We start from the raw sequence: 24,641 nt of genomic DNA, 5'->3' as shown, positions 1-24,641 counted from the left end.
GGATTGATCCGAGGGCCACCGCTTTTCGAGATTTGTCGGTAGACGACCTGTCAGCCTTGTGCGACTTCACCCTGAGCCGAGGCCGAAGACGCGTCCTCCTGGACGCGGACTCCGACGCTACCCATTCCTGCCACCCAGCCGGTGATCTTGCGGGAGAGGTCCTGAGCCGTCAGGCCAAGCTCCTTGTGGATGGCCTCGCGACTGGCGTGATCGAGGAACTGCTGGGGAACGCCCATGTCGCGGCACGAGGTGTGAACTCCGGCGGCGCGCATCGCAGCGGAGACCGTCGAACCGATACCGCCGTGTAGGCCGCCGTCCTCGATGGTGACAACGAGCGCGTACTTGTCCGCCATCTTCACCAGCGAATCCGCTACCGGCAGAACCCAACGCGGATCAACGACGGCAACCGAGATGCCCTGCTTGTCGAGTCGATCGGCGATCTCGAGCGCCAAGGAGGCAAACGGACCCACCGCGACGAGCAGCACGTCTCCGCGCTCGCCCTCGCTGACCTTGAGAACGTCGACCATTCCGTCGAGTCGCTTCACCGCCGGAATCGCTTCGGGTACAGCGCCCTTCGGGAAGCGTACGACAGTTGGTCCGTCGTCGACGAGGAGTGCCTCGTCCAGTTCTTCACGCAGTGTGTCGGCGTCACGCGGTGCCGCAACGCGAATCCCGGGGATGATTCCGAGCAGCGAAAGATCCCAGACGCCGTTGTGGCTGGCGCCGTCCACTCCAGTGACGCCGGCGCGGTCGAGCACGATTGTCACCGGTTGCTTGAGCAGTGCGACGTCCATCAACAACTGGTCGAACGCTCGGTTGAGGAAGGTCGAGTAGATAGCGACCACGGGGTGCAGTCCGCCCAATGCAAGGCCGGCGGCCGAGGTCATCGCGTGCTGCTCGGCGATACCGACGTCGAACATGCGGTCGGGGAACTTCTCACCGAATGCTGCGAGCCCGGTGGGGCCGGCCATGGCCGCGGTGATGGCGACGATGTCCTCACGACGCGAAGCCTGCTCGATCAGTGCGGCCGAGAAGACCGACGTCCAGTCCGGCGCTGACGACTTGGTGCCGCGACCGGTGACGGGATCGATGACGCCGGTGGCATGCATCTGATCGGCCACGTCGTTTTCCGCGTGCGCGTAACCGTTGCCCTTGCGGGTGACGGCGTGAACGATGACTGGTCCGCCGTAGGCCTTCGCCCGGCGCAACGCCGATTCCATGGCAGCTTCGTCGTGACCGTCGACCGGTCCGAGGTACTTGATACCGAGATCGGTGAACATCACCTGAGGACTGACCGCGTCCTTGAGACCGGCCTTCATCCCATGCAGGACGGAGTAAGCAGTGCGCCCGACCCAGGGCAGTCTCTTGACCATGCGTCGGCCGCTGTCGAGGGCGCGCTCGTAACTCGGTGCGGTGCGCAGCGCCGAGAGATGATCGGCAAGGCCGCCGATGGTCGGTGCGTACGAGCGACCGTTGTCGTTGACCACGATCACCACCGAACGATCTTTGCCGGCTGCGATGTTGTTGAGCGCTTCCCAACACATTCCGCCGGTCAGGGCGCCGTCGCCGACAACGGCAACAACGTGGCGATTCTGACCCGTCAGCGCGAAGGCCTTCGCGAGGCCGTCGGCGTAGGACAACGCGGCGGAAGCATGAGAGGACTCGACCCAGTCGTGTTCGCTCTCGGCGCGGCACGGATACCCGGACAGTCCGCCCTGCTTACGCAGAGTGTCGAACTGATCCTGACGACCGGTGAGGATCTTGTGTACATAGGCCTGATGGCCCGTGTCGAAGATGATCGCGTCCTGCGGCGAGTCGAAAATTCGGTGCAGTGCGAGGGTCAACTCCACGACGCCCAAGTTGGGCCCGAGGTGACCACCAGACGCAGCGACCTTCAGCACGAGGAACTCACGAATCTCGTCGGCCAACTCCGTCATCTCGGCGTGGCTCAACTGACGTAGATCGTCAGGACCCTGAATGCGGGCAAGAACACCCAACGAGATCGCTCCCTCCGTGCTTCACAGCTGCACCGGTGCGCGCCGCGGCTGTCTTCGCGACAGTGCTGCCAGTCTACGGAGCGTTCCGGCGAACCGACACGCGGACTCGGCCCGATTCCGGTGTGACTTCGAGTAACAGCGAAATCCCGCGGATCGCTCGTGATCGCAATCACAGACAAATGGGATCGGCCCCAATCGACTCGGCGACTCTTGTTCCACAAAACGACCGCCGTGTCAGCTTAAGGTCGACGTATGGGAACTGTGGTCGACGACCTGATAGCGCGAGTATTCGACGAAGTCCGATCACTCGACGACGGCGAGTTGGCCGACTACATCCCCGAACTCGCGGCGGTCGCTCCCGATTCGTTCGGGATCTGCATCGCTACAGTCGACGGTTACGTATACGAGATCGGTGACTCACGAGTCCCGTTCACCATTCAGTCGATCTCGAAACCCTTCACCTATGCGTTGGCTCTCGCCGATCGGGGAAGTGAGGCGGTTGCCGCGAAAATCGATGTGGAACCGTCCGGCGAGCCGTTCAACGAAATCAGCCTCGACCCGCTCACCGAACGTCCGCGAAACCCTATGATCAATGCCGGCGCGATCACGGCTGCATCCCTGGTCGCCGGCGTCAATGCCGAAGTCCGCTTCGAGCGGATTCGCTCGGCGTACTCGCGATATGCGGGCCGGGAGCTGAGCTTCAACGAGTCGGTCTACACCTCGGAAGGCCGTACCGGTCACCGCAACCGCGCGATCGGCCACATGCTGCGATCCTTCGACGTCATCACCGGCAATCCCGACGAGGCCGTCGACCTGTACTTCCGTCAATGCTCGATCGACGTGACCTGCCGTGATCTGAGTCTGATGGCCGCGACGCTCGCGAACAACGGCCTGAATCCCGTCACGCGCGAGCGTGCGCTGGCTCCCGCGGGCGTCGAGCAGGTCCTCAGCGTCATGGCCACCTGCGGGATGTACGACGGCGCCGGCAAGTGGCTGGTAGAGGTCGGATTGCCGGCCAAGAGCGGCGTCGGCGGCGGGGTCCTGGCCGTTCTGCCCGGCCAGATCGGAATCGCGGTGTACTCCCCCAGACTCGACGTTCACGGAAACAGCGTTCGTGGAGTTGCTGCTGCCCGGGCTCTGTCGAAGGAACTCGAACTGCACTTCCTCCACGTGACGCGGGCGTCACGCTCCTCGATCCGCGCCCGATACAGCGTCATCGAAGCGCCGTCGCGAGTGCGACGCACCCCAACCGAACAAGCTGTGCTCGACGACGTCGGCAAACGCAGCCGGGTCTACGAACTGCACGGGGATCTCCTCTTCACCGGCGCCGAATCGGCGGTGCGCGAAATCGGCTCGGTGGACGAGGGCCTCGAAGTTGTCGTCATCGACGTGCGCCGCGTCGACGACGCCAGTGACGTCGCGGTCCGCATGATCACTGCACTTCAAGTGCAACTGGCCGAACAAGCCTGCGCAGTGGCGGTCGTCGATCCGCAAGGACTACTGGGACAACGAAGTTCGAGCGTCGACCCCGCCAGAAGAAGTGGTCGAGTTTTTGCAGACCTCGATTCCGCGATGCAGTGGTGCGAGGACACGTTGCTTGCGGTGCACTGTGAGGCAGATCGACAGGCATCCACGATCTCGATCGAGGATCATCCCGTTCTCGATGCTCTCTCCGCGGCACAGATCGAGGGATTCTCGGCGGAATTGGAGACGCGAACGTATGCCCGCGGCGAGAAGATCGCCCGCCGAGGTGAAGCGGCCTCGGGGTTCTATCTGATTCTCAGCGGCCAGGTCAGCACCATGTTCACCGACGCACACGGGGTCGAGCATCGCATCACTACGCTTTCCGCCGGAATGACGTTCGGCGAGATGACGATGTTCCTCGACACCCCGTTCCTCAACGACATTCGCGCCGATTCGACGGTCACCGTGGCCGTCCTGACACCGGAGCGATATACAGAACTGACCGCGCAGGCGCCCGAGTTGAAACTTGCGCTTCTCGAACGTCTTGCAGCGGGAGCCTACGAGCAATTGGACCTGATGTTGCGGAGTGTCATCTCCGCCGGACGAATCGGATAGGACGTACACATGCCGACCACCGCCCTCACCTCGGAGTCGTCCACTGTCACGGTGACCGGAACCGCCACTGCAACAGCTGTTCCCGACATCGTTCGGTTGACGATCGGAGTATCGGTGACGCAGACAGCCGTTTCCGACGCATTCGATGCCGTCGCCCGCCTGTCCACTGCTCTGACCGAAACCCTGCACGCGCGCGGTGTACACGGAGCGGACCTCACCACCGCCGGACTGAGCGTGCATCCACAAATCCATTGGAGCGACGGAGGTCGGCAGGAGACAACAGGTTTCACCGCATCGACAACTTTTCGAGTCGTACTGCGTGAGTTGGAGCCGGACGCGGCCAACTCGCCCTCAGCCGTCATCGCAGCGTGTGTATCCGTGGGCGGCGATGCCATCCGACTCGACGGACTGGAGTTCGATCTCGACGACCGCAGCGATCTGGCGACAAAGGCACGCGAGTTGGCATGGACGGCAGCCGAATCGAAGGCGAGGCAGTTCGCGGACCTGGCAGACAAAGATCTGGTCGAAGTCCTCGAGGTGCTCGAGGACTTCGACCAGGTCGTGCCGACGCGCGGACGTGTCGCGGCAATGAAAGCGGATTCGGCCCCGATACCCGTCGAACGCGGAGAGATCGAGGAATCGATCTCGGTCCGCGTTCGATGGGCTATGGCGTGAGCGAACTTTCAGAAGACGGGGCCTGAAGATAGATCAGCCGGGCGTGAGGATCAGCGAGTGAGGTTCTTCTCCTCGTTCTTCTCTTCTCGCTCTTCCTCGAACTTCTGCTCTGCATCGGGAGTCGCGATGTCGATCGTGGTACGCAGCGGACGGTTCGGGATGAAGATGACCGATACGAGCGTGACCACCGCGACGACAGCTGCGACCAGGAAGATCCGTCCTGTTGCGTCGCCGTAAGCGAACCGGACGATCTGCGAGACGAAGTCAGGCATGTTGCTGAGGTCGAGTCCGTCCTGCAGGCTCTTTCCGGCTACCGCCTGCTGCTCGGGCGGCAAGGTGGAAACCGAATCGACTGTCAGTGTCTTGACCCGGGTCGCGAGAATCGAACCGAGCACCGAAACACCGATCGCGCCGCCGAAGGTGCGGAAGAACGCCACGATACTGCTGGCCGCGCCGATGTTCTCGACACTGACCGTGTTCTGCACCGCAAGCACGATGTTCTGCATCAACATGCCGGTACCCAGACCGACGATGGCGATGAAGATTCCGATGGTCCAGAGGCTGGTGGCGTGGTCGATCGTCGACAGAAGACCGAAACCGACCAGCAGGAGAACAGCGCCGGCGACGATGAAGGGCTTCCACTGACCGAACTTGGTGATCAGCTGTCCCGAGCCGACGGACGCGACGAGCATGCCTGCCACCATCGGGATGGTGAGCAATCCGGCTTCGGTGGGATCGAATCCACGGGCGGTCTGGAAGTACTGCGTCAGGAAGGTCGTTGCACCGAAGAGGCCGACACCAACGGCAATCGAGGCGATGATCGCGAGAGCAGTGGTGCGCTCGGTGATGATCTTGATCGGCAGAATGGGGTCCTTGACCTTGGATTCGACGAACATCGTCAGGCCAAGCAGGGCCAGACCACCGATGACGAAGTAGGCCGACTCTTTCGAGAACCAGGCGTAGTAGTCGTCCTGGCCGGCAAACGAAACCCAGATCAGCAGGACGCTGACACCGGCGGTGAGCAGGGTGGCGCCCATCCAGTCGATGGAGACGTTGTCCTTCTTCACGGTCTCGACGTGCAGGGTGCGCTGAAGCAGGAACAGTGCGATGACTGCCAACGGAACGCACACGTAGAAGCACCAGCGCCAGCCGGCAGTGTCCACTAGGACGCCGCCGAGGATCGGTCCGCCGGACATCGAGACGGCCATGGCCGCACCCATGTATCCGGAGTAACGACCGCGATCACGCGGCGGGATGATCGTGCCGATGATGGCTACGACGAGAGCGGTCAGGCCGCCCATACCGATGCCCTGGATGACGCGAGCACCGAGCAGCAAAGGAACGTTGTGTGCGGCGCCGGCGATGACCGAGCCGATCACGAAGATGACGATCGCGGTCTGGACCAGGACCTTCTTGTTGTAAAGGTCGGCCAGCTTGCCCCAGATCGGCGTCGATGCCGCAGTGGCGAGCAGTGCCGTGGTGATGATCCAGGCGTACTGCGTCTGCGTTCCGTGCAGTTCACCGATGATGGTGGGAAGCGCGGTCGAAACGATGGTGCTGCTGAGCAACGCGGTGAACAGCGCTGCGATGAGTCCGGTGAGTGCTTCGAGAATTTCGCGGTGAGTCATCGCGCCCGCTTCGCGAGCCGATCCGTCACCTCCGGTACTTGCCCGGGTTTCTCCTACTGTTGCTGCCATGTGCCTTGTCTCCCAATACTTTCTACGCCCGTGTGCGGAACTGCCGGTGAGGCCTGGCGATTCGTTGCGCCGAACGTCTCGTTGAGACGTTGCAGCGATGTCACTGCGGCCATGGCCTCTTCCTGGCTCCAGTCTTCGAGCATGTTGCGCAAACGCGCCGCACGCCGTTGCGTGGTTTTCCGTAAAACTTCGTGCCCCTCTTCCGATACTCGGATGCGGAACGCCCGTTTGTCAGCCGGATCGGGATTTCTCTCGACATACCCCGCGTCGACCAGATCCGACATTTGCCGGCTCAGCGACGACTGACTGACACATAGATCGACGGCCAATTCGTTCTGTCGGCACTCCCCCCGCACTGCCAGCATGAACAACACGCTGACCAGCGCGGGCGGCAGCAGACTGTCTGCGCCGGTGGTGACCGCGGCTCGCAGCGATCTGCCGAACATGAAGATCGTGTCGACGAGCGCCTGGGCCGTCTCCGGCTGTACCGACATTGCCTACCCCTGAATTCGAGTGGCCCGATGAGCCGTGACTTGAAAACGGAAAACTACTTGCAGAACGAAACTATACGATTAGTTGCGTACTGCAAGCAACTGTTGGGAACGCGAGAAGCGTCACACCGGTTCAGGGAAAGATTCAGGGACGCGTCAGCGTTCGAGCAGGGCGATGCACTCCATGTGGTGAGTCTGCGGGAAGGCGTCGAACGCCCGAAGTCCACCGACTGCGAAGCCCTGCTCCAGGTAGAGACCGATATCGCGACCGAAAGACGCCGGGTCGCACCCGATGTGGACGATGCGTTGGGCGCCCGTTGCGGCGAGCGCTTCCACGACTGGACGGCCCGCCCCCGCCCGTGGTGGATCCAGCACGATGACGGCAGGCGAACGCTCCAGATCCGCGAGAACGTTCTCGACCCGGGCACTGTGGAAGCGGACCTGACCGAGATCCGAGAGCGCTGCCCGCCCGTCAGCAACCGCGCGCGCCGACGATTCCACGGACTCCACGACCCCGGACGGACCGACAAGGTCGGCGAGCACAGCTGCGAAGACGCCGACGCCGCCGTAGAGATCCCAGGCCGTGTCGTCGGCAGCGGCTCCGGCCCAGTCACCGACCACCTGTGAGTACGCGGCCGCAGCGCCGCGATGAGCCTGCCAGAAACCGGTCGCGGACAACGCCCATTCGCGATTGCCGACGCGCTCGATCACCGTCTCCGATCCGATGGCGACGCGGGTCTTTCGTGGACCGCCGCTTGCCGCTCGGCGTGCCATCGCGCCGCGACGGCCTGGAGTCCGTCGACCAGTCTTGGACACCGCGGGTGCGGCGATTTCCACGACGTGCCGCTCACCGGCAGCGTCGAGAACGATTTGCAGCTCACTGCCAGGCTGCCATTGCGGGCCCCCCAGGCCGTCGTATGCGCTCTGATCGATCTGGGTGCACCGCAGATCGGTGACAATCCGGTTGCTGCGGTAGGCGTGATATCCCGCGACGCCGTGCCCGTCCACTGCCAGCCGAACTCGCGTGCGCCAGCCCGTTCCGTCTCCGGTTCCGGGCAGCTCCTCCACCTCGACATCCGATTCGACGCGAGCGAGTCGTAGAAGCTGTTCCCGCACGACCGAGGTCTTCATCTCACGTTGGACGCTCAGGTCCGCATGCGAGTAGTCGCAGCAACCTGCCCCGCCCGGCCCGGAGATAGGGCACGTCGGATCGATGCGATGCGGAGATGCGTCGAGAACGGAGATCGTGTCGGCGCGGCAGAAGGACCCACCTTTGTCCTCGGTCACCCGGACGAGCACCCGCTCCCCCGGCAAACCGTGACGGACGAAGACGACGCGCCCCTCGTGCCGGGCGACGACGAACCCGCCGTGGCCGGGGTTGCCCAGATCGACCTCGAAGCTCTGCCCGGTCCAATTCTCACTCAACGAACTACGCCTGCCATTTCGATGTTGCCGATCATTTTTCGCCGCTGATCACTTCTCGCCGCTGGTCATTTCTCGCCGGTGTCGTACCCACGACGTATCGCACCTGCGGCCTTCTCGATGTCGAGCGGCTTCGCCTTTGCCGACGAACTCAACTGCCACGGAACGCTCGTCACCATCACCCCTGGCTGGAAGAGCAGGCGACTCTTGAGGCGAAGTGCGCTTTGGTTGTGCAGGATCTGCTCCCACCAGTGTCCGACGACGTACTCGGGGATGAACACGGTGACGACGTCACGCGGAGCGTCGCGTCGTACACGCTTGACGTAGTCGAGAACCGGCTTGGTGATTTCGCGGTACGGCGACTCGATCACCTTGAGCGGAACCGTCACGTCGCTCTTCTCCCACTCACGCACGAGTGCACGCGTGTCGGGCTCGTCCACGTTGACCGTGATGGCTTCAAGAGTGTCCGGTCGCGTGGCTCGCGCGTAGGCGAGAGCCCGCATGGTCGGCATGTGCAGCTTCGAGACGAGCACGATCGAGTGCGTGCGACTGGGCAGCACGCCGTCCCACTCCTGCTCTTCGAGCTCGGCCGCCACGCTGTCGTAGTGCTTGCGGATCATCTTCATCACGATGAAGATCGCGACCATCGCGACGATGGCGATCCACGCGCCGGCGGCGAACTTGGTGATCAGAACGATGATCAAGACGGTGGCGGTCATGGCCAGACCGATCGAATTGATCACTCGCGAGCGCTGCATGCGGGCCCGCTGTGCCTTGTCGGTCTCGGACTTCAAATGCCGAGTCCAGTGCTTGATCATGCCCGTCTGACTGAGCACGAACGAGACGAAGACGCCGACGATGTACAGCTGGATGAGCTTGGTGACCTCGGCGCCGAACACCACCACGAAGGCGATGGCAGCACCGGACAGGAAGAGGATTCCGTTGCTGAAAGCCAGTCGGTCGCCGCGCGTGTGCAGCTGACGCGGTAGGTACCGGTCCTGCGCCAGGATCGACCCGAGCACCGGGAATCCGTTGAAGGCGGTGTTCGCGGCCAGAACCAAGATCAGTGCCGTGACGATCGCCATGAAGAAGAATCCGATCGGGAAACCACTGAACACGGCTTCGGCGATCTGCGCGATCAGGGTCTTCTGGTGGTACCCCTCCGGCGCTCCGACCAGCTGTTCCTGCGGATTGTGCGCGTAGACGATGCCGATCTTCTGAGCCAGGATGATGATGCCCATCAGCAAGACGATGGCGATCGATCCGAGCAGCAGCAAGGTAGTGGCAGCGTTGCGCGACTTCGGCTTCTGGAACGCCGGTACGCCGTTGCTGATGGCCTCGACGCCGGTCAGTGCCGCACAGCCCGAGGAAAATGCGCGGGCGATCAGGAACGCGAAGGCGATTCCGTACAGATGCGAATCCTCGGCGTTCAGCGTGAACGACGACGATTCCGCGTGCACATCCTCACCGAGGACGTAGATCCGGAAGAATCCCCAACCGAGCATCAGGAACATACCGACGATGAATGCGTACGTCGGAATTGCGAACGCGGTGCCGGATTCACGGATACCGCGAAGGTTGACCGCCGTCAGCAACACGATCGCCGCGACCGCGAACAACACCTTGTGCTGCGCGACGAACGGCAGAGCCGAGCCGATGTTCGACGCCGCCGACGAAATCGACACCGCGACGGTCAGCACGTAGTCGACCATCAGCGCGCTACCGACGGTCAGACCGGCGGTCGGGCCCAAGTTGACCGTTGCTACCTCGTAGTCGCCGCCACCGGACGGGTAAGCGTGCACGTTCTGGCGGTAACTCGCCACCACCACAGCCATGACGATGGCCACGGACAAACCGATCCAGGGCGTGTACGCGTACGCGGAAATTCCGGCGACGGAGAGGACCAGGAAGATTTCTTCGGGGGCATACGCGACGGACGACATCGCGTCGGACGCGAAGACCGGTAGTGCAATTCGCTTGGGTAGCAGCGTGTGCCCGAGTTTGTCGCTTCGGAACGGCCGACCGAGCAGGAGCCGCTTGGTAGCGGTCGAGAGCTTAGACACGTGCAAAGCGTAAGCCGTCGCACCCGATTCGGAGTCATCAGCGCCCCAACTTCACCTTTTGTCGTGACAACCGGCACGCAGGCGACCGTTGTACTTGCTCTTCCCGTGAGGGGCTGTACCGTTCGATTCGGCGTGCAATCGCGCCACGAGGGTCCATGAACGGAGTAGGGCGTGTATGTCGTCATCATGGGGTGCGGTCGGGTGGGTTCGTCCCTCGCCGCGTCTCTGACCAGGATCGGACACGAGGTCGCCGTCATCGACCGCGATCAGAGTGCGTTTCTGCGTCTCGATCTCGACTTCCCGGGAACCAAGGTTCTGGGAATGGGGTTCGACCGTGACGTGCTGGTCCGGGCCGGCATCGAGCGCGCCGACGCCTTTGCCGCGGTGTCCTCGGGAGACAATTCCAACATCATCGCAGCACGCGTCGCACGCGAGACTTTCGGCGTCGAACGCGTCGTCGCACGTATTTACGATGCCAAGCGTGCCGCCGTCTACGAGCGGCTCGGCATTCCCACCGTCGCCACCGTGCCGTGGTCGACCGATCGTTTCCTGCACACGCTGACCAAGGAAAGTCAGACAGCGAAGTGGCGCGATCCTTCGGGCACTGTTGCCATCACCGAACTTGCCCTACACGAGGATTGGGCGGGCAAGCCGATCGCACTCCTCGAGGGCGCGACCAGTTCGAGAGTCGCCTTCATCATCCGCTTCGGGACCGGCATCCTCCCCGACCGCAAGACCGTCATCCAGGCCGACGATCAGGTCTACATCGCCGCCGTGTCGGGAACCGTCGCCGAGGCGATCGCACTGGCCGGCAACCCGCCGCCGAGTGACGACTGAGGAAGGCTGCAGATGACTGATCCGAACGCCGTCCCTCACAACAAACCTGCGACTGTGTTGCACTACACCGTGATTGGAAGTTCTCGATGAAGGTCGCCATCGCCGGAGCCGGCGCCGTAGGCCGCTCCATTGCGCGAGAGCTGATTCGAAGCTCACATGACGTCATGCTGATCGAACGCAAACTCGATCACATCGAACCGGAGTCGGTACCCGAGGCGAAGTGGGTACACGCGGACGCCTGCGAACTCAGCCGACTCGAGGACGCGTCGATGGAGTCGTACGAGGTCGTGATTGCCGCGACCGGAGACGACAAGGCAAACCTGGTCCTCAGTCTGCTCGCGAAAACCGAATTCGGAGTCCGCCGAGTTGTCGCCCGCGTCAACGATCCCCGCAACGAATGGCTCTTCGACGAGTCGTGGGGCGTCGACGTCGCCGTCTCGACACCGCGGATGCTCGCTTCGCTCGTCGAAGAGGCCGTCTCCGTCGGTGACCTGGTCAAACTGATGACACTGCGGCAGGGACAGGCCAACCTCGTCGAGATCACGTTGCCCGACAACACACCGCTCGCCGGTAAGGCCGTCAAGAAACTCGAATTACCGCGAGACTGCGCACTGGTCACCATCTTGCGTGGCGGCCGCGTGATCGTTCCGCAGATGGACGATCCCATCGAAGGCGGGGACGAACTGCTCTTCGTCGCGGCCGTCGACGCCGAGGATCAGTTGCGCGTAGCACTCCGTCTAGAAAACTGACACGAGCAAACTGACACGAAAGGGAAACTCATGGCACAGGCACCCGAAAACACCGTAGTCACCGACAATCCAGGCCAGAGCCGCTACGAGATCCATGCCGACGGCGACCTTGCCGGGATCGAGGACTACACCACCTCCGGTGACGTCGTCTCGTTCAACCACACCGAGATCTACCCTGCCTTCGAAGGTTTCGGGCTGGCCGGGGTTCTCGTTCGCCAGGCTCTGGACGACCTACGAGCACGCGGCCTCAAGGTTCACCCGGTGTGCCCGTACGTCGTGAAGTTCCTCGACAAGCACCCTGAGTACCAGGACCTGATCAGCTGAGATCGCGGTCTTCGCGCGGCTTCGTCAGATTCACCGAGCCCACCTCTTCGGACCCCGTGTCCGTTGCGGTGGGCTCGCTGCTTTCAGGCCCCACAACCGGTTCAGGCTCGACGATCCGATCGGCCCTGCGCACGGCCCAGATGGTCACCAGCAGGACCAGACCCGTCAGCGGCCACCCCATGCCGATGCGGGCGACTGCGAGCCATCCGGTGTGGTCGGTGTCGTAGAGCTGTGACTGAACGAGGTAGCGCGCACCGAAGACCAGAGCCCATGCAGCCGTCGCGATGTCGTAGAGGCGGACGGCAGAGCGGTGCTTGCGCCAAAGATTGCCGTGCCCGTTGAGGTAGCCCCAGATGATACCGACGAGAGGCCAGCGGACGAGGATGGAAATCAGGAAGACAGCGCCGTAAGCGAGGCTCGTGTAGATACCGAAGAGGAAATATCCTTTGGCGTCGCCGGTGCGGTAGGCAATGAACGCGGATACTCCGACTCCGAGAAACCCGGAAATGGCGGGTTGGAGGGAATCCTTGTGGAAGAGTCGCCAGGCCGCGATCGCGACTGCGACGCCCAACGCGGCCCAGATTGCCGCGGTGAGGTTCCAGATGCTGTTGACCGGGACAAAAATCAGAATCGGTAAAGACGAATAGATCAGACCACTCAGCCCGCCGAGTTGGTCGATTACCGATCGCTGTTCTGTTTCAGTCACCTGTCGAGGGTGCCACAGTCACCGAGTTGCACGGTAAATGCGGGAAACGCGCCTATTCGCCGCGCAGTTCGTAGTAAGGGTTGAAGATCGCCTTGCGACCGTCCCGCTCGCCCACACGACCGCGGATCAGCAGGGTCTTACCGGTCTCGATTCCCGGGATCCGGCGACGCCCGATCCAGACGAGATTGATCACCTCGGTGCCGTCGAAGAATTCGGCCTCGATGCTTGCATTTCCGGACTTGGGACACGCGTCGACGCTACGGAGTCGGCCCACCATCGTGACCTCTTCACCGCGACGACAATCGCAGGCCTTCTGACCTCCGGAAGCCTTGTTGGACTCGGCCATTTCCTGGGCGTCCAACTGGTCGACGTCCTCGGTCAGACGCTGGGTCAGTCGACGAAAATATCCTGCGGCGGCGGGTGCCATTGCGCGCTCCTGCGAACATGTGTGACGCAAGGGTTTCGCGTCACGTGAAGGGCTGTGTGATCGCCACTGTAGACCCATTACGAGCGTGTAACCACACCGGTCAGTCCGCGTCTCGGGGGCACCGGGCAAGATCAAAAGATGCAGATCTCAGAATCGGCGACCGTGGCCGTCGTTCTCCCAGGTACAGGCTCTGACGCCCACTTCGCAGACCTCGCATTCCGGGCGCCGCTAGCGGCTCTGGGTGTGCGCATCGTCGCAATTGAACCGGACCCTCGGCGTGTCGTGGACGGCTATCTGGACGCGATGGACAGAGCCGCGGACAGGTACGGCCGAATCATCGTCGGAGGGGTCTCGATCGGGGCAGCCGTGGCGCTCCAGTGGGCCGCCGCCAACCTCGATCGAACAGTGAGTGTGTTGGCAGCGCTTCCGGCCTGGATCGGGTCGGCGGACGACGCACCCGCAGCGGCGAGCGCGAAGTTCACCGCAGGGCAACTGCGCTCCGAAGGTCTGGAGGCGGTGATCGCGGCGATGCTCGCGTCGAGTCCGGCGTGGCTCGGAGCCGAACTCGAGCGCTCCTGGCGCTCGCAGTGGCCCGATCTCCCGGCCGCGCTCGACGAGGCGGCGTCGTACCACTCGCTCAGCGAGAGCGCGTTACGGGCGGTGAGCGTTCCGGTCGGCATCGCTTCGGCAGTTGACGACCCGGTTCATCCGGCGGCGGTCGCGCAGGCCTGGGCGGATGCACTCCCCCGCGGCGCAGTCGCCACGACGACGCTCGACATGATCGGGCGCGACCCCGCCGTTCTCGGGTCCACCTGCATCAAAGCGCTCGCGGCGATCGATTCCGATACCACCGCGAGCGCTTGACAGAAACCCTGAAGAACTCTGTTACTGACCCAATTGCTGCATGGCAGAACCGGATTCGCCGCTACGCGGCGGCGGGGTCGGCCGCGCCGGAGGTGCCGGCGGAGCTGACCGCTGCTGTTGGGCGGCGACCTGTTGCTGCTGCGCTGCCGCCAACTGCTGCTCGTGCGCGGCCGCCAACTGCTCGGCAAGTACCTGCGGGAGCACGACGGGCAGCGGTGTCCGCACTGGATGCGGCTCTGATCCTCGGTTGACGACGGTGTCGCGCAAGATGTCCCGTGCGATTGCCACCAAAGGGGCGTTCGCGGCGGTGGATCCACTCGGACCCGCGACCACGCAACGCACCATCCACCGCGGACCGTCGACGCCGATGAACCGCAGGTCCATGTTGGCCGTCACGGCAGCCAGTTCACGGCCCCACGGACCGTTCTCCACGCTCACCGCGGAATTGTCATCGCGAAGCGACTGCGCGAGCTCGGCAACGACCTCACGCCACTGACCAGGCGATTTCGGGGCGGCGTAGGCGGCAACGGTGATGCGGCCGTGCTCGGTGACCAGGTGTACGGCCTGCGGCGAACCGTTGGGCGCCATCTCGACCTGCAACTGTCCGCCGGTCGGCATCGGCACCAGAACGGATCCGAGATCAAGACGCTGACCGTCGCGGCCTGCCGTCGGATCGTCGGAATCGATCTCCGTGATGTCGTAGGGGCCCTCGGACTCGTCGCCGAATTCGTCACCGGTGACTTCGAGATCGTCTTCGGCCTCGTCGATCTCCACCGACTCGTCGTTCTCGTCACCGAAGAAGCTGGGGGCTTCCTCGTCGACGTCTGTCTTCTTCTTGCGTCCGAACATGATTCAGACTCCCTCTCCGACTACCGCGCCAGGCGCATCGGTATCGAGTATCGCGTGCCCGCCGCTGGAACCGTAGCCTCCGGTTCCTCTGGTCGTGTCGTCCAGCGATTCGACTTCCTCGAAAACCGGAAGTTCGACTCGTTGAACCACGAGCTGAGCGATTCGGTCACCGCGGCGGATGTCGATGGCTGTGGCCGGATCGAGATTGATCAAGCAGACCTTGAGTTCGCCCCGGTATCCCGCGTCCACGGTTCCGGGCGCATTCACGATCGACAGTCCCGATTTGGCGGCGAGTCCGGAACGCGGATGGATCAACCCGACGGTGCCCACCGGCAAAGCGATCGCGATCCCCGTTCCGACCAGTGTTCGGTGGCCGGGTTCGATGGTGACGTCGCTGGTGGAGCACAGATCCACACCCGCATCTCCGGGATGCGCACGCTGTGGAACGGGCAGGTCTGGATCCAGTCGCTTCAAGGCGATGGAGAGATGGTCGCTCACGTGGGCCAAGACTACTCGTAGCGACGGACTATCCTTGACAGGTGCCCGAAACATCTCGACCTGACGTCGCCACCACAACGCCCCCGTCCACGACGCTGTACTCCGAGCGCCTGTGGGTGCCGATCTGGTGGTGGATCGCCGGACTGGCCGTAGCCGGACTCCTCGCGGCCGAGGTCCACATGGGCCGCCCAGGGCTTCTCTCGTACCTGGCGTACGTCGTACTGCTCCCCATCCCGATCTGGGCCGCGTTCTGGCTCAGCCGGATGCGCGTCGAGGTGGTGGAGACAGCAGGGGTGAAAGAACTGCACGTGGGTAGAGCCCACCTGCCGGTCGAACTGATTTCACGGGCGGCAGCAGTGCCGGCATCCGCGAAGAGCGCGGCGATGGGGCGCCAACTCGATCCGTCGGCGTTCGTCCAACATCGCCCATGGGTCAAGACAATGGTGTTGATCGTGCTCGACGATCCGGAGGATCCCACACCGTACTGGTTGGTGAGCACACGTCGTCCCGCTGATCTGCTGGCTGCGCTGGATCGCTGACCAGCGCGGTCACAGCAAAGCAGTACTCCCCGACCCTTGGTCGACCCTCGAGATGACGGGTCGACCACCGGGAAGGGAGATCAGGCAGCGCAGTCCATGCATACGAGCTGTCCGTTGGCATCACTGGCCAGGCGGCTGCGGTGATGGACCAGGAAGCAGCTCGAACATGTGAACTCGTCTGCCTGCTTCGGAACCACTCGAACCGAGAGTTCCTCGCCGGAAAGGTCGGCACCCGGCAGCTCGAAGGACTCCGCCGTGTCCGTCTCGTCGATGTCGACGACGGCTGACTGCGCTTCGTTGCGTCGCGCCTTCAGCTCTTCGAGCGAGTCCTCCGAAACCTCGTCGGACTCTGTACGCCTCGGTGCGTCGTAGTCAGTTGCCATCTCGTCTACCCCATCCTCTTCGTGTATCCCGGTCCCGTGTGCGCCGAGAATCCGGTAGATCCTTGATGCGCATGGAAACCGCCGTGGCATCCAGATCATTCCCTGTCGCTGCATAACGCTGCAGGACTGGAATTAGTGCCCGGAAGTTCCTTCCGAGAACGTGATCTGCGCCTCATTTGGTTGTCATTTCGGCGTCCTGCCGATGCCCAGTTGAACGACCTGGGCCGCCAGACAGTAGCCGACGCGAGCACGAAAGTAGTAACCGAATCGGAAATTTCCGAAAAATGACTACGAATTGTCACCAAGGCAAGAGCAAGCTGTGACCTTTCGGCGATGTTTTCGGGCCGAATCCGGGTAGAAACAGGCCGGTAATCGACCAACTGCCGTTTCGCAATCGACAAGGACTCGACGCGTCGAGCCTCGCTTCGGCTGTCTCGTCACACAGGCCCTCTAAGGTAGGCACCGAACGTCATGCCGGCACCGCTCGGCCCGATGGCGAAGTACAAGTTTCGTCAAGAAAGTCGAGGGATACCGTGGTTTCTCTGATCACCGAAGGCAGCTCTACCGACGACCAGGGACGTCCGTTCCGCCGTCGGCGCGCGTGGCCGGTGATCGCCGTGTTCGCGGTACTCGCATTGATCGGCAGTGTCTTGTGGGTCCGAATCCTGAGCGCCGAGGCCGAAGTCAGTGACACCGTGGCGTGCAATCTTCCGCAGCCTTCCTCCGATCCTTCGGCAGCGGCGCCGCTACCGCTGGGAACCGTCGTGGACCGGTCGAAGCTGCTCGACGTCGATCCCGCTCCCCTGGCCGCCACCAAGGTTCGCGTGTTCAACGCCAACGGTGAGCACGGGCAGGCCGCCCAGGTGGCAGCGCAACTGAGCGAGTTCGGCTTCGCCAGCGCGCCGGACGTCCAGGTCGGAAACGACCCTGTCTACGTCGACCAGAACATGGAGTGCCAGGGTCAGATCCGCTTCGGAGCGAACGGCCTCGCCGCCGCCAGTTCCGTGTGGCTGGTCGCCCCCTGTGCCGAACTGGTCCAGGACGGCCGCGGCGACGACACCGTCGACTTGGCTCTGGGCACCTACAACAAGGGCGCCCTGACGCCCAACACCGACGCCACCGCGATCCTGCACGCTCTGGCCGAGCAACCCGCGAACGCCGAAGTCGCCCCGATGGACATCGCACTGCTCAAAGCAGCCCGCACCGCGCGCTGCTGACAAATCCTGGTTCGACCTCAGCTCGGAATCGGCTGATCCGCGCCACTCACGCTGAGCATCTGCGCGAACTGATCCGCGATTGCCGGAGCGACGGCGTAGACGACCTCGCCGTCAGCCGAAGTGGAATTGGGCGACGGGACGTTGATCACGGCGCCCGCTTCGGAAGCGATCAGGGAGCCCGCTGCCCAGTCCCACGGACTCAGTCCGTGTTCGAAGTGAGCGTCCACCCGGCCGGTGGCAACCATGCACAGATCCAACGCAGCCGAACCGATACGTCGGATGTCGCGGACCTGCGGCAAGATCTGCCCGATCAACGTGCCCTGCACCTTCCGGCGATCCGCTCCGTATCCGAAGCCGGTGGCCAACAGCGCCATTGACAGTTCGGTCACCGCATTGGCCTGCAGGTCGCTGACGACGCCGTCGGCCGTGGTCATGGTTGCGCCGCCGCCACGATGCGCGGCGTACGTGGTTTCCAACGACACGTCGACGACAGCGCCGGCTACCGAGACCCCGTCGATCTGTACGGCCACCGAGATTGCGAACGCGGGGATTCCGTAGAGAAAATTCACGGTGCCGTCGATGGGGTCGACAACCCATCGAACTCCCGCGGCATCGTCGGTGTCTCCCCCACCTTCCTCACCCAAGATCGAATCTGCAGGCCGCAATTGCGCCAGAAGGTCGCGAATCACCTGTTCGGTTTCGGTATCTACCACCGTGACGGGATCGGTGGGCGTGCTCTTCGCAGCAACCGAACCACCTTCGGCGGCACCGGAACCCACCAGGCCGAATACCTCGGGCCGACGCAAGCGGACATGTTCGGCCGCGCGTTCGGCGACGGCTACGGCAACTGCCCGCAATTGTGCGGGGTCCAGCGAATCGGCGGAAAAGTCGGGCAACGTTCTTTCTGAAGGGCGCACCGGACCATCGCAACACATCTGCACCGAGGGGCACCACTCGAACGCCTCGAGTCGGACAGGTTCGAGAGCACGCGCCCGGGTGCTCGTTCGGGTTAGTGTTTGCAGCGGTAGATCGTGACCTCGAATTCGACACTCAGGAGCGCAGGACGATGACAACCACAGGTTTCGGGATCGATGTCGGCGGCAGCGGCGTCAAGGGCGGCACGATCGACCTGAGCACCGGGGAAATGATCGGTGACCGCATCAAGATCCTGACCCCGCAGCCTTCGACGCCCGACGCGATCGCGGGCACTGTCGCCGAAATCGTCGAGCAGGCCAAGTGGACCGGTCCGGTCGGCATCACCTTGCCCGCCGTTGTGACCGCCGGCGTCGCGCGCAGCGCTGCGAACATCGACAAGTCGTGGATCGACACAGACGCGGCAGCGCTCTTCGGCAAGGCACTGGGTGGGCGCGAGGTCACCGTCCTCAACGACGCCGACGCTGCCGGAATCGCCGAGGACTCGTTCGGAGCGGGCAAGGATACCTCCGGCGTCGTGATCTTGTTGACCTTCGGCACCGGGATCGGATCGGCCGTGCTGCACAACGGAGTTCTGTTGCCCAACACGGAGTTCGGTCACCTCGAAGTCGACGGCAAGGAAGCCGAGCACCGAGCGGCGTCGTCGGTGAAGGAAAAGAAGGACTGGAGCTACAAGGAGTGGGCCGTCGAGGTCTCGCGAGTTCTGACCACCTTCGAGAACCTGCTCTGGCCCGACCTCTTCATCGCCGGCGGCGGAATCAGCCGCAAGCACGAGAAGTGGATTCCGCATCTGACCAACCGCACGAAGGTCGTTCCTGCCACCCTTCTCAACACTGCGGGAATTGCCGGAGCTGCGCTCGCGTCGGTCGGACTGACCAGGCCGGCGCCCGTCGCCGGATGAGAAAACCCGCACGTGAAAAGGTGAAAATCTACCTGTTACGGCCCGCCGTGACGTAAGAGTTTCCTGAGAGTCGTTACAATGGTGAAGTCCGGCTGCGCGCCGGCCAACAACCATTGACCTCTCCGCCGGATCACCACTCTGGCGTGACGCCGCACGACACCGTCACGAAAGGGCGTACGTGGCAGCCACCGATACACGTCAGACTGCTGATTCTCCATCAGAGTCAGAGCCACAATCTCCAGCCGTGGAGGCGGCCACCGTCACCGCTCCGGCAGCCAAGAAGGCTCCGGCGAAAAAGGCCCCCGCCAAGAAGGCAGCAGCAAAGAAGGCTCCGGCCAAGAAAGCTCCCGCCAAGAAGGCAGCAGCAAAGAAGGCCAGCCCCAAGAAGGCCGGCGATCCTGACGCCGAAGACGGCGATGTCGAGTTGGAAGACATCGACATCACGGACGGCGACCTCGCTGAGGTCGAGTCCGATGTCGTCGAGGTCGTAGCAGTCGGCGAAGACGAAGAAACCGCTGCGGAACCGTCCGAGAAGGACAAGGCTTCCGGCGACTTCGTCTGGGACGAAGAAGAGTCCGAGGCCCTCCGTCAGGCACGCAAGGACGCCGAACTGACGGCGTCCGCCGACTCGGTTCGCGCCTACCTCAAGCAGATCGGCAAGGTCGCACTCCTCAACGCCGAAGAGGAAGTCGAACTGGCCAAGCGCATCGAGGCCGGCCTCTACGCCGTCCAGATCATGCAGGATCTTGCCGACAAGGGTGAGAAGCTGCCTGCGGCTCAGCGACGCGACATGAGCTGGATCTGCCGCGACGGAAACCGCGCCAAGAACCACCTCCTCGAAGCCAACCTCCGACTCGTCGTCTCGCTCGCAAAGCGATACACGGGCCGCGGCATGGCCTTCCTCGACCTCATCCAGGAAGGCAATTTGGGCCTGATCCGTGCAGTCGAGAAGTTCGACTACACCAAGGGCTACAAGTTCTCGACCTACGCCACGTGGTGGATCCGTCAGGCCATTACCCGCGCCATGGCCGACCAGGCCCGCACCATCCGTATCCCGGTGCACATGGTCGAGGTCATCAACAAGCTCGGCCGTATCCAGCGTGAGCTGCTCCAGGACCTGGGCCGCGAGCCCACGCCCGAGGAACTCGCCAAGGAAATGGACATCACGCCGGAGAAGGTGCTGGAAATCCAGCAGTACGCGCGTGAGCCCATCTCGCTCGACCAGACCATCGGCGACGAGGGCGACAGCCAGCTCGGTGACTTCATCGAAGACTCCGAAGCTGTTGTCGCAGTCGACGCCGTCTCGTTCACCTTGCTGCAGGATCAGCTGCAGTCGGTCCTCGAGACACTGTCCGAGCGTGAAGCAGGCGTGGTTCGCCTGCGCTTCGGCCTCACCGACGGTCAGCCGAGGACTTTAGACGAAATCGGACAGGTCTACGGCGTCACGCGTGAGCGTATCCGCCAGATCGAATCGAAGACGATGTCGAAGCTGCGCCACCCGTCGCGTTCGCAGGTTCTGCGCGACTACCTCGACTAGTCACACCGGTCAAGAGAAAAGAGCCGTTCTCCGGGTTTCCGGAGAACGGCTCTTTTGCGCGCCCCGCCTCAGGCCAAGAGTGTGCCCCTGAGTTGCGCGATATCGCCCTCACTCAAGTGCAAGCCGTCCCGGACGTAGTTGTCGAAGTTGCCGTACACCCGATCCACCGTGGCGAAAGACGTGTCCAGCCAAGACTGTTCGACGCCGTCGATGAACGCGCTCCCCGTTCGAGGTCCGGTGAGGTACTGGTTGCTGAGCATGTAGTCGGCGTTCACGTCCGTGCGGCTCACACCGAGGAGTGTCAGGAGTACCGCGGTCATCCAGCCGGTCCGGTCCTTGCCCGCCGAGCAGTGGTAGAGGACTGCACCGTCGGTGTTCGCGACGTTCGCGAGAGCGTCGTGGAATGCGCGGGTCGCCCCCGGATCGGTCACCATCAACGCGTACATCGTGGGCATGTCCACCAGAGCCGGGAGGTTGGCCGGATTGGTTCCGATGACGTCGAACCAGTTGCTTCGTGCCCCCTCCGGAATGCGGTCCTGCGAGAGCGTACGTTCGACGACGGTGCGGAAGTCGTCCACCGATTCCACTCCGCGTTCGCTCAACGACGACAGATCCGACGGTGTCAGCTTGTCGAGGGCGTTCGAGCGAAACACTTTCCCCCACCGAACCGTGTGCCCGTCCTCGGTGACGTAGCCGCCGATGTCCCGCGCGTTCGACGCTCCCTCGAGGTGCAGTGATCGGTCCGCGGTAGCCTGCGCAGCTGCGGGTCCGGCCTGTTCGAGTGCGGAAATTCCACCGGCGAGCGCCGGGACCGGAGCACACGCGAGGATCGCCGCACACAGGAGTGTCGCGGCCGGGCGGGAGATTCTGTTCGACATCCGGACAGGATAGGACCGCAATCAGGACTTCGTACGAACCTTGATGTACAACGAGGCAACCGGTTCGATAACTCTTGCCGCCACCGGACCGATCACCGCCATCAGGAGTACGTAAGCCGTTGCCAATGCCGCCAATTCGGCGTCGACCGCACCGGCAGACACTGCGAGCCCGGCGATGATGATGGAGAACTCACCGCGGGCGATCAGAGCAGCACCGGCGCGCGCCTGGCCCATTCGCGCGACACCCTGACGTCTGGCTGCCCATGCCCCGGTGATCAGCTTCGTGATCGCGGTGACGACGGCCAGGATCGCGGCCCACCCGAGGACCGGCGGAATGGAACTGGGATCGGTGTTGAGACCGAACACCACGAAGAACATCGCGGCGAACAGATCCCGCAGTGGCTCGAGCACGCGACTGGCGTTGTGTGCGGTCGAACCGGAGATCGCGATTCCTAGGAGGAACGCACCCACAGCGGCCGACACCTGCATCGCCGAGCTGATGCCGGCAACCAACAGCGCAGCACCGAGCAGTTTGAGCAGCAGCGTCTCACTGTCCGGACTGTCGAGGAGCGCCGAAACGTACCGTCCGTATCGCAGTGCCACAACCAGAACCACGGTGATGACCAACAACGAGATGCCGACCGCTTCGAGTCCACCCAGGAAGCTGACGCCCGCGAGCATTGCGGTCAGAATCGGCAAGTACAGCGCCATTGCCAGATCTTCGAACACCAGAATCGACAGGACGACCGGCGTTTCGCGGTTACCGAGGCGCCCCAGGTCGCTGAGCACCTTGGCGATGATGCCCGACGACGAGATGTAGGTGACGCCGGCCATGACCGTCGCCCCCACAATGCCCCAGCCGAGAATCAAGCCGACGACCGCGCCGGGAGTCGCGTTGAGAACGATGTCGACGATGCCCGCTACTCGCGAGCGTTTGAGACCGGTCACGAGCTCGGCCGCGGTGTATTCGAGCCCCAACAGCAACAAGAGCAGGACGATCCCGATCTCACTGGCCAGATGAGAGAACTCGCCGATGTCCCCGAGCTGGATGAAACCGCCCTGCCCGAAGCACAGGCCGCCGATCAGATAGAACGGGATCGGCGACATCCCGACGCGAGCAGCCAGCCGTCCGAGCAGTCCGAGCGCGAAGAAGACCGCGCCGAGTTCTATCAGTGCAAGGGTGGTTGTGTCCACGCGCCAGTCAGCCGTTGGCCAAGATTTTTGCCGCTGCGGCCAAACCGTCCGGCGTTCCGACTGCTACGAGTAGATCTCCCCCGGTGAAGGTGAAGTCGGGGTTCGGGGACGGGCTCACCTGGCCTGCGCGCATGACAGCGACGATGGAGACGCCGGTACGCGTGCGCATGCCGGTGTCCCCGAGGGTCTGGCCGTCGTAGCGCGAGCCGTCCTTGATGTAGAGCTGTTTGGTTCGAATTCCCGGAAGGTCGCGGTGCTCTTCTTCGAGCTGGGCAACGAGCTGTGGGGCACCCAGGAGATTGCTGAGCGCTGCCGCTTCCTCGGTGGTCAGAGGAAGCGAGGCAGCACACGCGTCAGGGTCATCTGCCTTGGACACGATGAGATCGGTATGACCGTCCCGATGGGTGACGACACCCACGCGACGACCGGAAGACAGAACAAAATCCTTGCGCGTCCCGATCCCCGGTAGTGGGGTGACTTCTACGTTCATATACCAACGGTAGCGCCGATCGGCGACCTGCATCGCGTGAGGGCCGTAATCCGCTTGGCGCCGTTCGCAGTGGGCGTACCGGCGACCTACCGAACCGGTGGAAATACGCCGTTCTCGTCCGGAAAATACTCGACGACAGCGGTGACGGCAGCGACCGGAATCGGGGCGTACAGATGCGGGAAACGCATCGATTCCGGGTCCGAGGGAACACCGGGTTCGTACTTCACCTGACCATCGAGCAAGGCCGGATCGATCGCGAGAAGAACAATGTCGTCGCGGCCGGCGAAGATCCGATTCGCCGGGAGATGAACCTGCGCCGGAGTCGACATGTGAACAAATCCCTCGGCCTCGAATCCGTCGGGGATGCGTTCACCGAGCTGTTGTGCCCGCGCCCATTCCTCGCGCGTGCACATGTGGAGCAACTCGACGCTCTCGTCGATACGTGGTTCGCGTCCCGGGTTCATCAGCCCAGAATATCGGGCTGACGTCGACGATTCGAATCAGCTGTCAGCGAACAATCTTCACCGAAGAATGCCTGCCCAGCGCATTTCCAGTGAGACACAACACTAAGAAACGGGTTCGGGAACAACCCGTAAACCCCAAACGTCTGTAAGAGTGGATCTACCGCGCCATTCCGACGCGGCGGACCAGGCCCCAGGCACGCGGCCCGAAAGCCGCAAAGCCAGTACGGAGGAGTCATGCCCGGAACACTGACCAGCCCACAGTTGACCGCTGCCGACCGGTGCGACCGGTGCGGTGCCGGAGCACGCGTACGCGCCGTGCTTCCCACCGGCGGCGAGCTTCTCTTCTGCGGACACCACGCAACCGAACACGCGGATCGACTTCGCGAGATGAATGCCGTCGTCTCCGAAAGCGAACCCGCACTCTGAC

The 24,641-nt window shown here is 63.3% G+C and carries 26 protein-coding genes; 11 read left to right on the top strand and 15 right to left on the bottom strand.

The window, feature by feature from the left end; all coding sequences use genetic code 11:
- Nucleotides 1–50: 50 nt before the first annotated feature.
- Nucleotides 51–1,997: a 1-deoxy-D-xylulose-5-phosphate synthase gene (gene dxs / locus ACFQ6H_RS26490; protein ID WP_378649570.1), complete on the bottom strand. Its 1,947-nt coding sequence runs from the start codon at nucleotides 1,995–1,997 to the stop codon at nucleotides 51–53.
- Nucleotides 1,998–2,249: 252 nt separating this feature from the next.
- On the opposite strand from dxs, the gene glsA reads away from it, so the two are divergent.
- Nucleotides 2,250–4,076, top strand: a complete 1,827-nt coding sequence (glsA, locus tag ACFQ6H_RS26485) for a glutaminase A (protein WP_378649568.1) — start codon at nucleotides 2,250–2,252, stop codon at nucleotides 4,074–4,076.
- A gap of 9 nt (nucleotides 4,077–4,085) precedes the next feature.
- Nucleotides 4,086–4,751 carry an SIMPL domain-containing protein gene (locus ACFQ6H_RS26480; protein WP_378630573.1) on the top strand — a complete coding sequence of 222 codons (666 nt, stop codon included), beginning with the start codon at nucleotides 4,086–4,088 and terminating at the stop codon, nucleotides 4,749–4,751.
- 50 nt (nucleotides 4,752–4,801) lie between these two features.
- Here ACFQ6H_RS26480 and ACFQ6H_RS26475 read toward each other — a convergent pair whose 3' ends face one another.
- The 4 genes from ACFQ6H_RS26475 to ACFQ6H_RS26460 all read right to left on the bottom strand — a co-directional run bounded on the left by ACFQ6H_RS26475 (nucleotide 4,802) and on the right by ACFQ6H_RS26460 (nucleotide 10,424).
- Nucleotides 4,802–6,448: an MDR family MFS transporter gene (locus tag ACFQ6H_RS26475; RefSeq protein WP_378649566.1), complete on the bottom strand. Its 1,647-nt coding sequence runs from the start codon at nucleotides 6,446–6,448 to the stop codon at nucleotides 4,802–4,804.
- Nucleotides 6,433–6,942, bottom strand: a complete 510-nt coding sequence (locus ACFQ6H_RS26470; protein WP_378649564.1) for a MarR family winged helix-turn-helix transcriptional regulator — start codon at nucleotides 6,940–6,942, stop codon at nucleotides 6,433–6,435. The genes ACFQ6H_RS26475 and ACFQ6H_RS26470 overlap by 16 nt, the downstream gene beginning before the upstream one ends.
- A gap of 153 nt (nucleotides 6,943–7,095) precedes the next feature.
- On the bottom strand, nucleotides 7,096–8,364 hold the full coding sequence (locus ACFQ6H_RS26465; RefSeq protein ID WP_378649562.1) for a class I SAM-dependent RNA methyltransferase: 1,269 nt from the start codon (nucleotides 8,362–8,364) through the stop codon (nucleotides 7,096–7,098).
- A gap of 65 nt (nucleotides 8,365–8,429) precedes the next feature.
- The gene (locus ACFQ6H_RS26460) at nucleotides 8,430–10,424 is read right to left on the bottom strand and encodes an APC family permease (protein ID WP_378533354.1); all 1,995 of its coding nucleotides are present in this window, start codon (nucleotides 10,422–10,424) and stop codon (nucleotides 8,430–8,432) included.
- Nucleotides 10,425–10,595: 171 nt separating this feature from the next.
- On the opposite strand from ACFQ6H_RS26460, the gene ACFQ6H_RS26455 reads away from it, so the two are divergent.
- The 3 genes from ACFQ6H_RS26455 to ACFQ6H_RS26445 all read left to right on the top strand — a co-directional run bounded on the left by ACFQ6H_RS26455 (nucleotide 10,596) and on the right by ACFQ6H_RS26445 (nucleotide 12,334).
- Entirely contained in the window at nucleotides 10,596–11,261 is a 666-nt protein-coding gene (locus ACFQ6H_RS26455) for a TrkA family potassium uptake protein (protein ID WP_283304515.1), read from the top strand.
- An 86-nt stretch (nucleotides 11,262–11,347) separates the two neighbouring features.
- Nucleotides 11,348–12,010, top strand: coding sequence for a TrkA family potassium uptake protein (locus tag ACFQ6H_RS26450; RefSeq protein WP_003942632.1), 663 nt, complete (start codon nucleotides 11,348–11,350; stop codon nucleotides 12,008–12,010).
- A 30-nt stretch (nucleotides 12,011–12,040) separates the two neighbouring features.
- On the top strand, nucleotides 12,041–12,334 hold the full coding sequence (locus ACFQ6H_RS26445; protein WP_378533356.1) for a GNAT family N-acetyltransferase: 294 nt from the start codon (nucleotides 12,041–12,043) through the stop codon (nucleotides 12,332–12,334).
- Here ACFQ6H_RS26445 and ACFQ6H_RS26440 read toward each other — a convergent pair.
- Both ACFQ6H_RS26440 and ACFQ6H_RS26435 read right to left on the bottom strand, forming a co-directional pair.
- Nucleotides 12,327–13,040 carry a DUF3159 domain-containing protein gene (locus tag ACFQ6H_RS26440; protein ID WP_378649560.1) on the bottom strand — a complete coding sequence of 238 codons (714 nt, stop codon included), beginning with the start codon at nucleotides 13,038–13,040 and terminating at the stop codon, nucleotides 12,327–12,329. The two genes, ACFQ6H_RS26445 and ACFQ6H_RS26440, sit on opposite strands and share 8 nt — an antisense overlap.
- A gap of 52 nt (nucleotides 13,041–13,092) precedes the next feature.
- On the bottom strand, nucleotides 13,093–13,467 hold the full coding sequence (locus ACFQ6H_RS26435) for an OB-fold nucleic acid binding domain-containing protein (RefSeq protein ID WP_003942613.1): 375 nt from the start codon (nucleotides 13,465–13,467) through the stop codon (nucleotides 13,093–13,095).
- Between the two features lie 138 nt (nucleotides 13,468–13,605).
- Here ACFQ6H_RS26435 and ACFQ6H_RS26430 point away from each other — a divergent pair, with 138 nt between their 5' ends.
- Entirely contained in the window at nucleotides 13,606–14,331 is a 726-nt protein-coding gene (locus ACFQ6H_RS26430; RefSeq protein ID WP_378630586.1) for an alpha/beta hydrolase, read from the top strand.
- A 21-nt stretch (nucleotides 14,332–14,352) separates the two neighbouring features.
- Here the strand turns inward: ACFQ6H_RS26430 and ACFQ6H_RS26425 are convergent, their stop codons facing one another.
- Both ACFQ6H_RS26425 and dut read right to left on the bottom strand, forming a co-directional pair.
- Nucleotides 14,353–15,180 (bottom strand): DUF3710 domain-containing protein, encoded by an 828-nt coding sequence (locus tag ACFQ6H_RS26425; RefSeq protein ID WP_378649558.1) that lies wholly within the window; start codon nucleotides 15,178–15,180, stop codon nucleotides 14,353–14,355.
- Nucleotides 15,181–15,183: 3 nt separating this feature from the next.
- Nucleotides 15,184–15,678: a dUTP diphosphatase gene (gene dut, locus ACFQ6H_RS26420; protein ID WP_003942635.1), complete on the bottom strand. Its 495-nt coding sequence runs from the start codon at nucleotides 15,676–15,678 to the stop codon at nucleotides 15,184–15,186.
- Between the two features lie 41 nt (nucleotides 15,679–15,719).
- On the opposite strand from dut, the gene ACFQ6H_RS26415 reads away from it, so the two are divergent.
- Entirely contained in the window at nucleotides 15,720–16,217 is a 498-nt protein-coding gene (locus tag ACFQ6H_RS26415) for a DUF3093 domain-containing protein (RefSeq protein WP_075833062.1), read from the top strand.
- Between the two features lie 80 nt (nucleotides 16,218–16,297).
- Here ACFQ6H_RS26415 and ACFQ6H_RS26410 read toward each other — a convergent pair whose 3' ends face one another.
- Nucleotides 16,298–16,600 (bottom strand): DUF4193 domain-containing protein, encoded by a 303-nt coding sequence (locus tag ACFQ6H_RS26410; protein WP_003942593.1) that lies wholly within the window; start codon nucleotides 16,598–16,600, stop codon nucleotides 16,298–16,300.
- 533 nt (nucleotides 16,601–17,133) lie between these two features.
- Between ACFQ6H_RS26410 and cei the strand changes: the two genes are divergently transcribed.
- A complete protein-coding gene (cei, locus tag ACFQ6H_RS26405) occupies nucleotides 17,134–17,817 on the top strand; it encodes an envelope integrity protein Cei (protein WP_378445822.1) in 684 nt (227 codons plus the stop codon).
- Between the two features lie 17 nt (nucleotides 17,818–17,834).
- On the opposite strand, the gene ACFQ6H_RS26400 is transcribed toward cei, so the two are convergent.
- Nucleotides 17,835–18,713 (bottom strand): inositol monophosphatase family protein, encoded by an 879-nt coding sequence (locus tag ACFQ6H_RS26400; protein WP_378649556.1) that lies wholly within the window; start codon nucleotides 18,711–18,713, stop codon nucleotides 17,835–17,837.
- A gap of 170 nt (nucleotides 18,714–18,883) precedes the next feature.
- On the opposite strand from ACFQ6H_RS26400, the gene ppgK reads away from it, so the two are divergent.
- Both ppgK and ACFQ6H_RS26390 read left to right on the top strand, forming a co-directional pair.
- A complete protein-coding gene (gene ppgK / locus ACFQ6H_RS26395) occupies nucleotides 18,884–19,651 on the top strand; it encodes a polyphosphate--glucose phosphotransferase (protein WP_378445820.1) in 768 nt (255 codons plus the stop codon).
- A 112-nt stretch (nucleotides 19,652–19,763) separates the two neighbouring features.
- Nucleotides 19,764–21,188: an RNA polymerase sigma factor gene (locus ACFQ6H_RS26390; RefSeq protein ID WP_370333980.1), complete on the top strand. Its 1,425-nt coding sequence runs from the start codon at nucleotides 19,764–19,766 to the stop codon at nucleotides 21,186–21,188.
- Nucleotides 21,189–21,256: 68 nt separating this feature from the next.
- Here ACFQ6H_RS26390 and ACFQ6H_RS26385 read toward each other — a convergent pair whose 3' ends face one another.
- From ACFQ6H_RS26385 to ACFQ6H_RS26370, 4 genes are all read right to left on the bottom strand, one after another.
- Nucleotides 21,257–22,066 (bottom strand): tyrosine-protein phosphatase, encoded by an 810-nt coding sequence (locus ACFQ6H_RS26385; protein WP_378533368.1) that lies wholly within the window; start codon nucleotides 22,064–22,066, stop codon nucleotides 21,257–21,259.
- Between the two features lie 21 nt (nucleotides 22,067–22,087).
- Nucleotides 22,088–23,260, bottom strand: coding sequence for a cation:proton antiporter (locus ACFQ6H_RS26380; protein WP_378445818.1), 1,173 nt, complete (start codon nucleotides 23,258–23,260; stop codon nucleotides 22,088–22,090).
- Nucleotides 23,261–23,267: 7 nt separating this feature from the next.
- Nucleotides 23,268–23,750, bottom strand: a complete 483-nt coding sequence (locus ACFQ6H_RS26375) for a cation:proton antiporter regulatory subunit (RefSeq protein WP_021344116.1) — start codon at nucleotides 23,748–23,750, stop codon at nucleotides 23,268–23,270.
- An 86-nt stretch (nucleotides 23,751–23,836) separates the two neighbouring features.
- Nucleotides 23,837–24,214, bottom strand: a complete 378-nt coding sequence (locus ACFQ6H_RS26370; RefSeq protein ID WP_378649554.1) for a DUF952 domain-containing protein — start codon at nucleotides 24,212–24,214, stop codon at nucleotides 23,837–23,839.
- Between the two features lie 234 nt (nucleotides 24,215–24,448).
- Between ACFQ6H_RS26370 and ACFQ6H_RS26365 the strand changes: the two genes are divergently transcribed.
- Nucleotides 24,449–24,640: a hypothetical protein gene (locus ACFQ6H_RS26365; RefSeq protein WP_378533373.1), complete on the top strand. Its 192-nt coding sequence runs from the start codon at nucleotides 24,449–24,451 to the stop codon at nucleotides 24,638–24,640.
- Nucleotide 24,641: the final 1 nt, after the last annotated feature.

It is taken from the genome of Rhodococcus sp. NPDC056506, assembly GCF_042794945.1.
Classification (GTDB): domain Bacteria; phylum Actinomycetota; class Actinomycetes; order Mycobacteriales; family Mycobacteriaceae; genus Rhodococcus_F.
Note: the sequence above shows the minus strand (reverse complement) of the source record. Positions and strands in the feature narration are given on the sequence as shown.

Bases quoted from the DNA above. Each gene is read 5' to 3' on its own strand.
- glsA (WP_378649568.1), top strand. From the start codon at position 2,250: ATGGGAACTGTGGTCGACGACCTGATAGCGCGAGTATTCGACGAAGTC.
- ACFQ6H_RS26475 (WP_378649566.1), bottom strand. From the start codon at position 6,448: ATGGCAGCAACAGTAGGAGAAACCCGGGCAAGTACCGGAGGTGACGGA.
- ppgK (WP_378445820.1), top strand. From the start codon at position 18,884: ATGACAACCACAGGTTTCGGGATCGATGTCGGCGGCAGCGGCGTCAAG.
- ACFQ6H_RS26430 (WP_378630586.1), top strand. From the start codon at position 13,606: ATGCAGATCTCAGAATCGGCGACCGTGGCCGTCGTTCTCCCAGGTACA.
- ACFQ6H_RS26365 (WP_378533373.1), top strand. From the start codon at position 24,449: ATGCCCGGAACACTGACCAGCCCACAGTTGACCGCTGCCGACCGGTGC.
- ACFQ6H_RS26480 (WP_378630573.1), top strand. From the start codon at position 4,086: ATGCCGACCACCGCCCTCACCTCGGAGTCGTCCACTGTCACGGTGACC.
- ACFQ6H_RS26375 (WP_021344116.1), bottom strand. From the start codon at position 23,750: ATGAACGTAGAAGTCACCCCACTACCGGGGATCGGGACGCGCAAGGAT.
- ACFQ6H_RS26410 (WP_003942593.1), bottom strand. From the start codon at position 16,600: ATGGCAACTGACTACGACGCACCGAGGCGTACAGAGTCCGACGAGGTT.
- ACFQ6H_RS26370 (WP_378649554.1), bottom strand. From the start codon at position 24,214: ATGAACCCGGGACGCGAACCACGTATCGACGAGAGCGTCGAGTTGCTC.
- ACFQ6H_RS26435 (WP_003942613.1), bottom strand. From the start codon at position 13,467: ATGGCACCCGCCGCCGCAGGATATTTTCGTCGACTGACCCAGCGTCTG.
- ACFQ6H_RS26445 (WP_378533356.1), top strand. From the start codon at position 12,041: ATGGCACAGGCACCCGAAAACACCGTAGTCACCGACAATCCAGGCCAG.
- ACFQ6H_RS26385 (WP_378533368.1), bottom strand. From the start codon at position 22,066: ATGTCGAACAGAATCTCCCGCCCGGCCGCGACACTCCTGTGTGCGGCG.
- ACFQ6H_RS26470 (WP_378649564.1), bottom strand. From the start codon at position 6,942: ATGTCGGTACAGCCGGAGACGGCCCAGGCGCTCGTCGACACGATCTTC.
- ACFQ6H_RS26425 (WP_378649558.1), bottom strand. From the start codon at position 15,180: ATGTTCGGACGCAAGAAGAAGACAGACGTCGACGAGGAAGCCCCCAGC.
- ACFQ6H_RS26450 (WP_003942632.1), top strand. From the start codon at position 11,348: ATGAAGGTCGCCATCGCCGGAGCCGGCGCCGTAGGCCGCTCCATTGCG.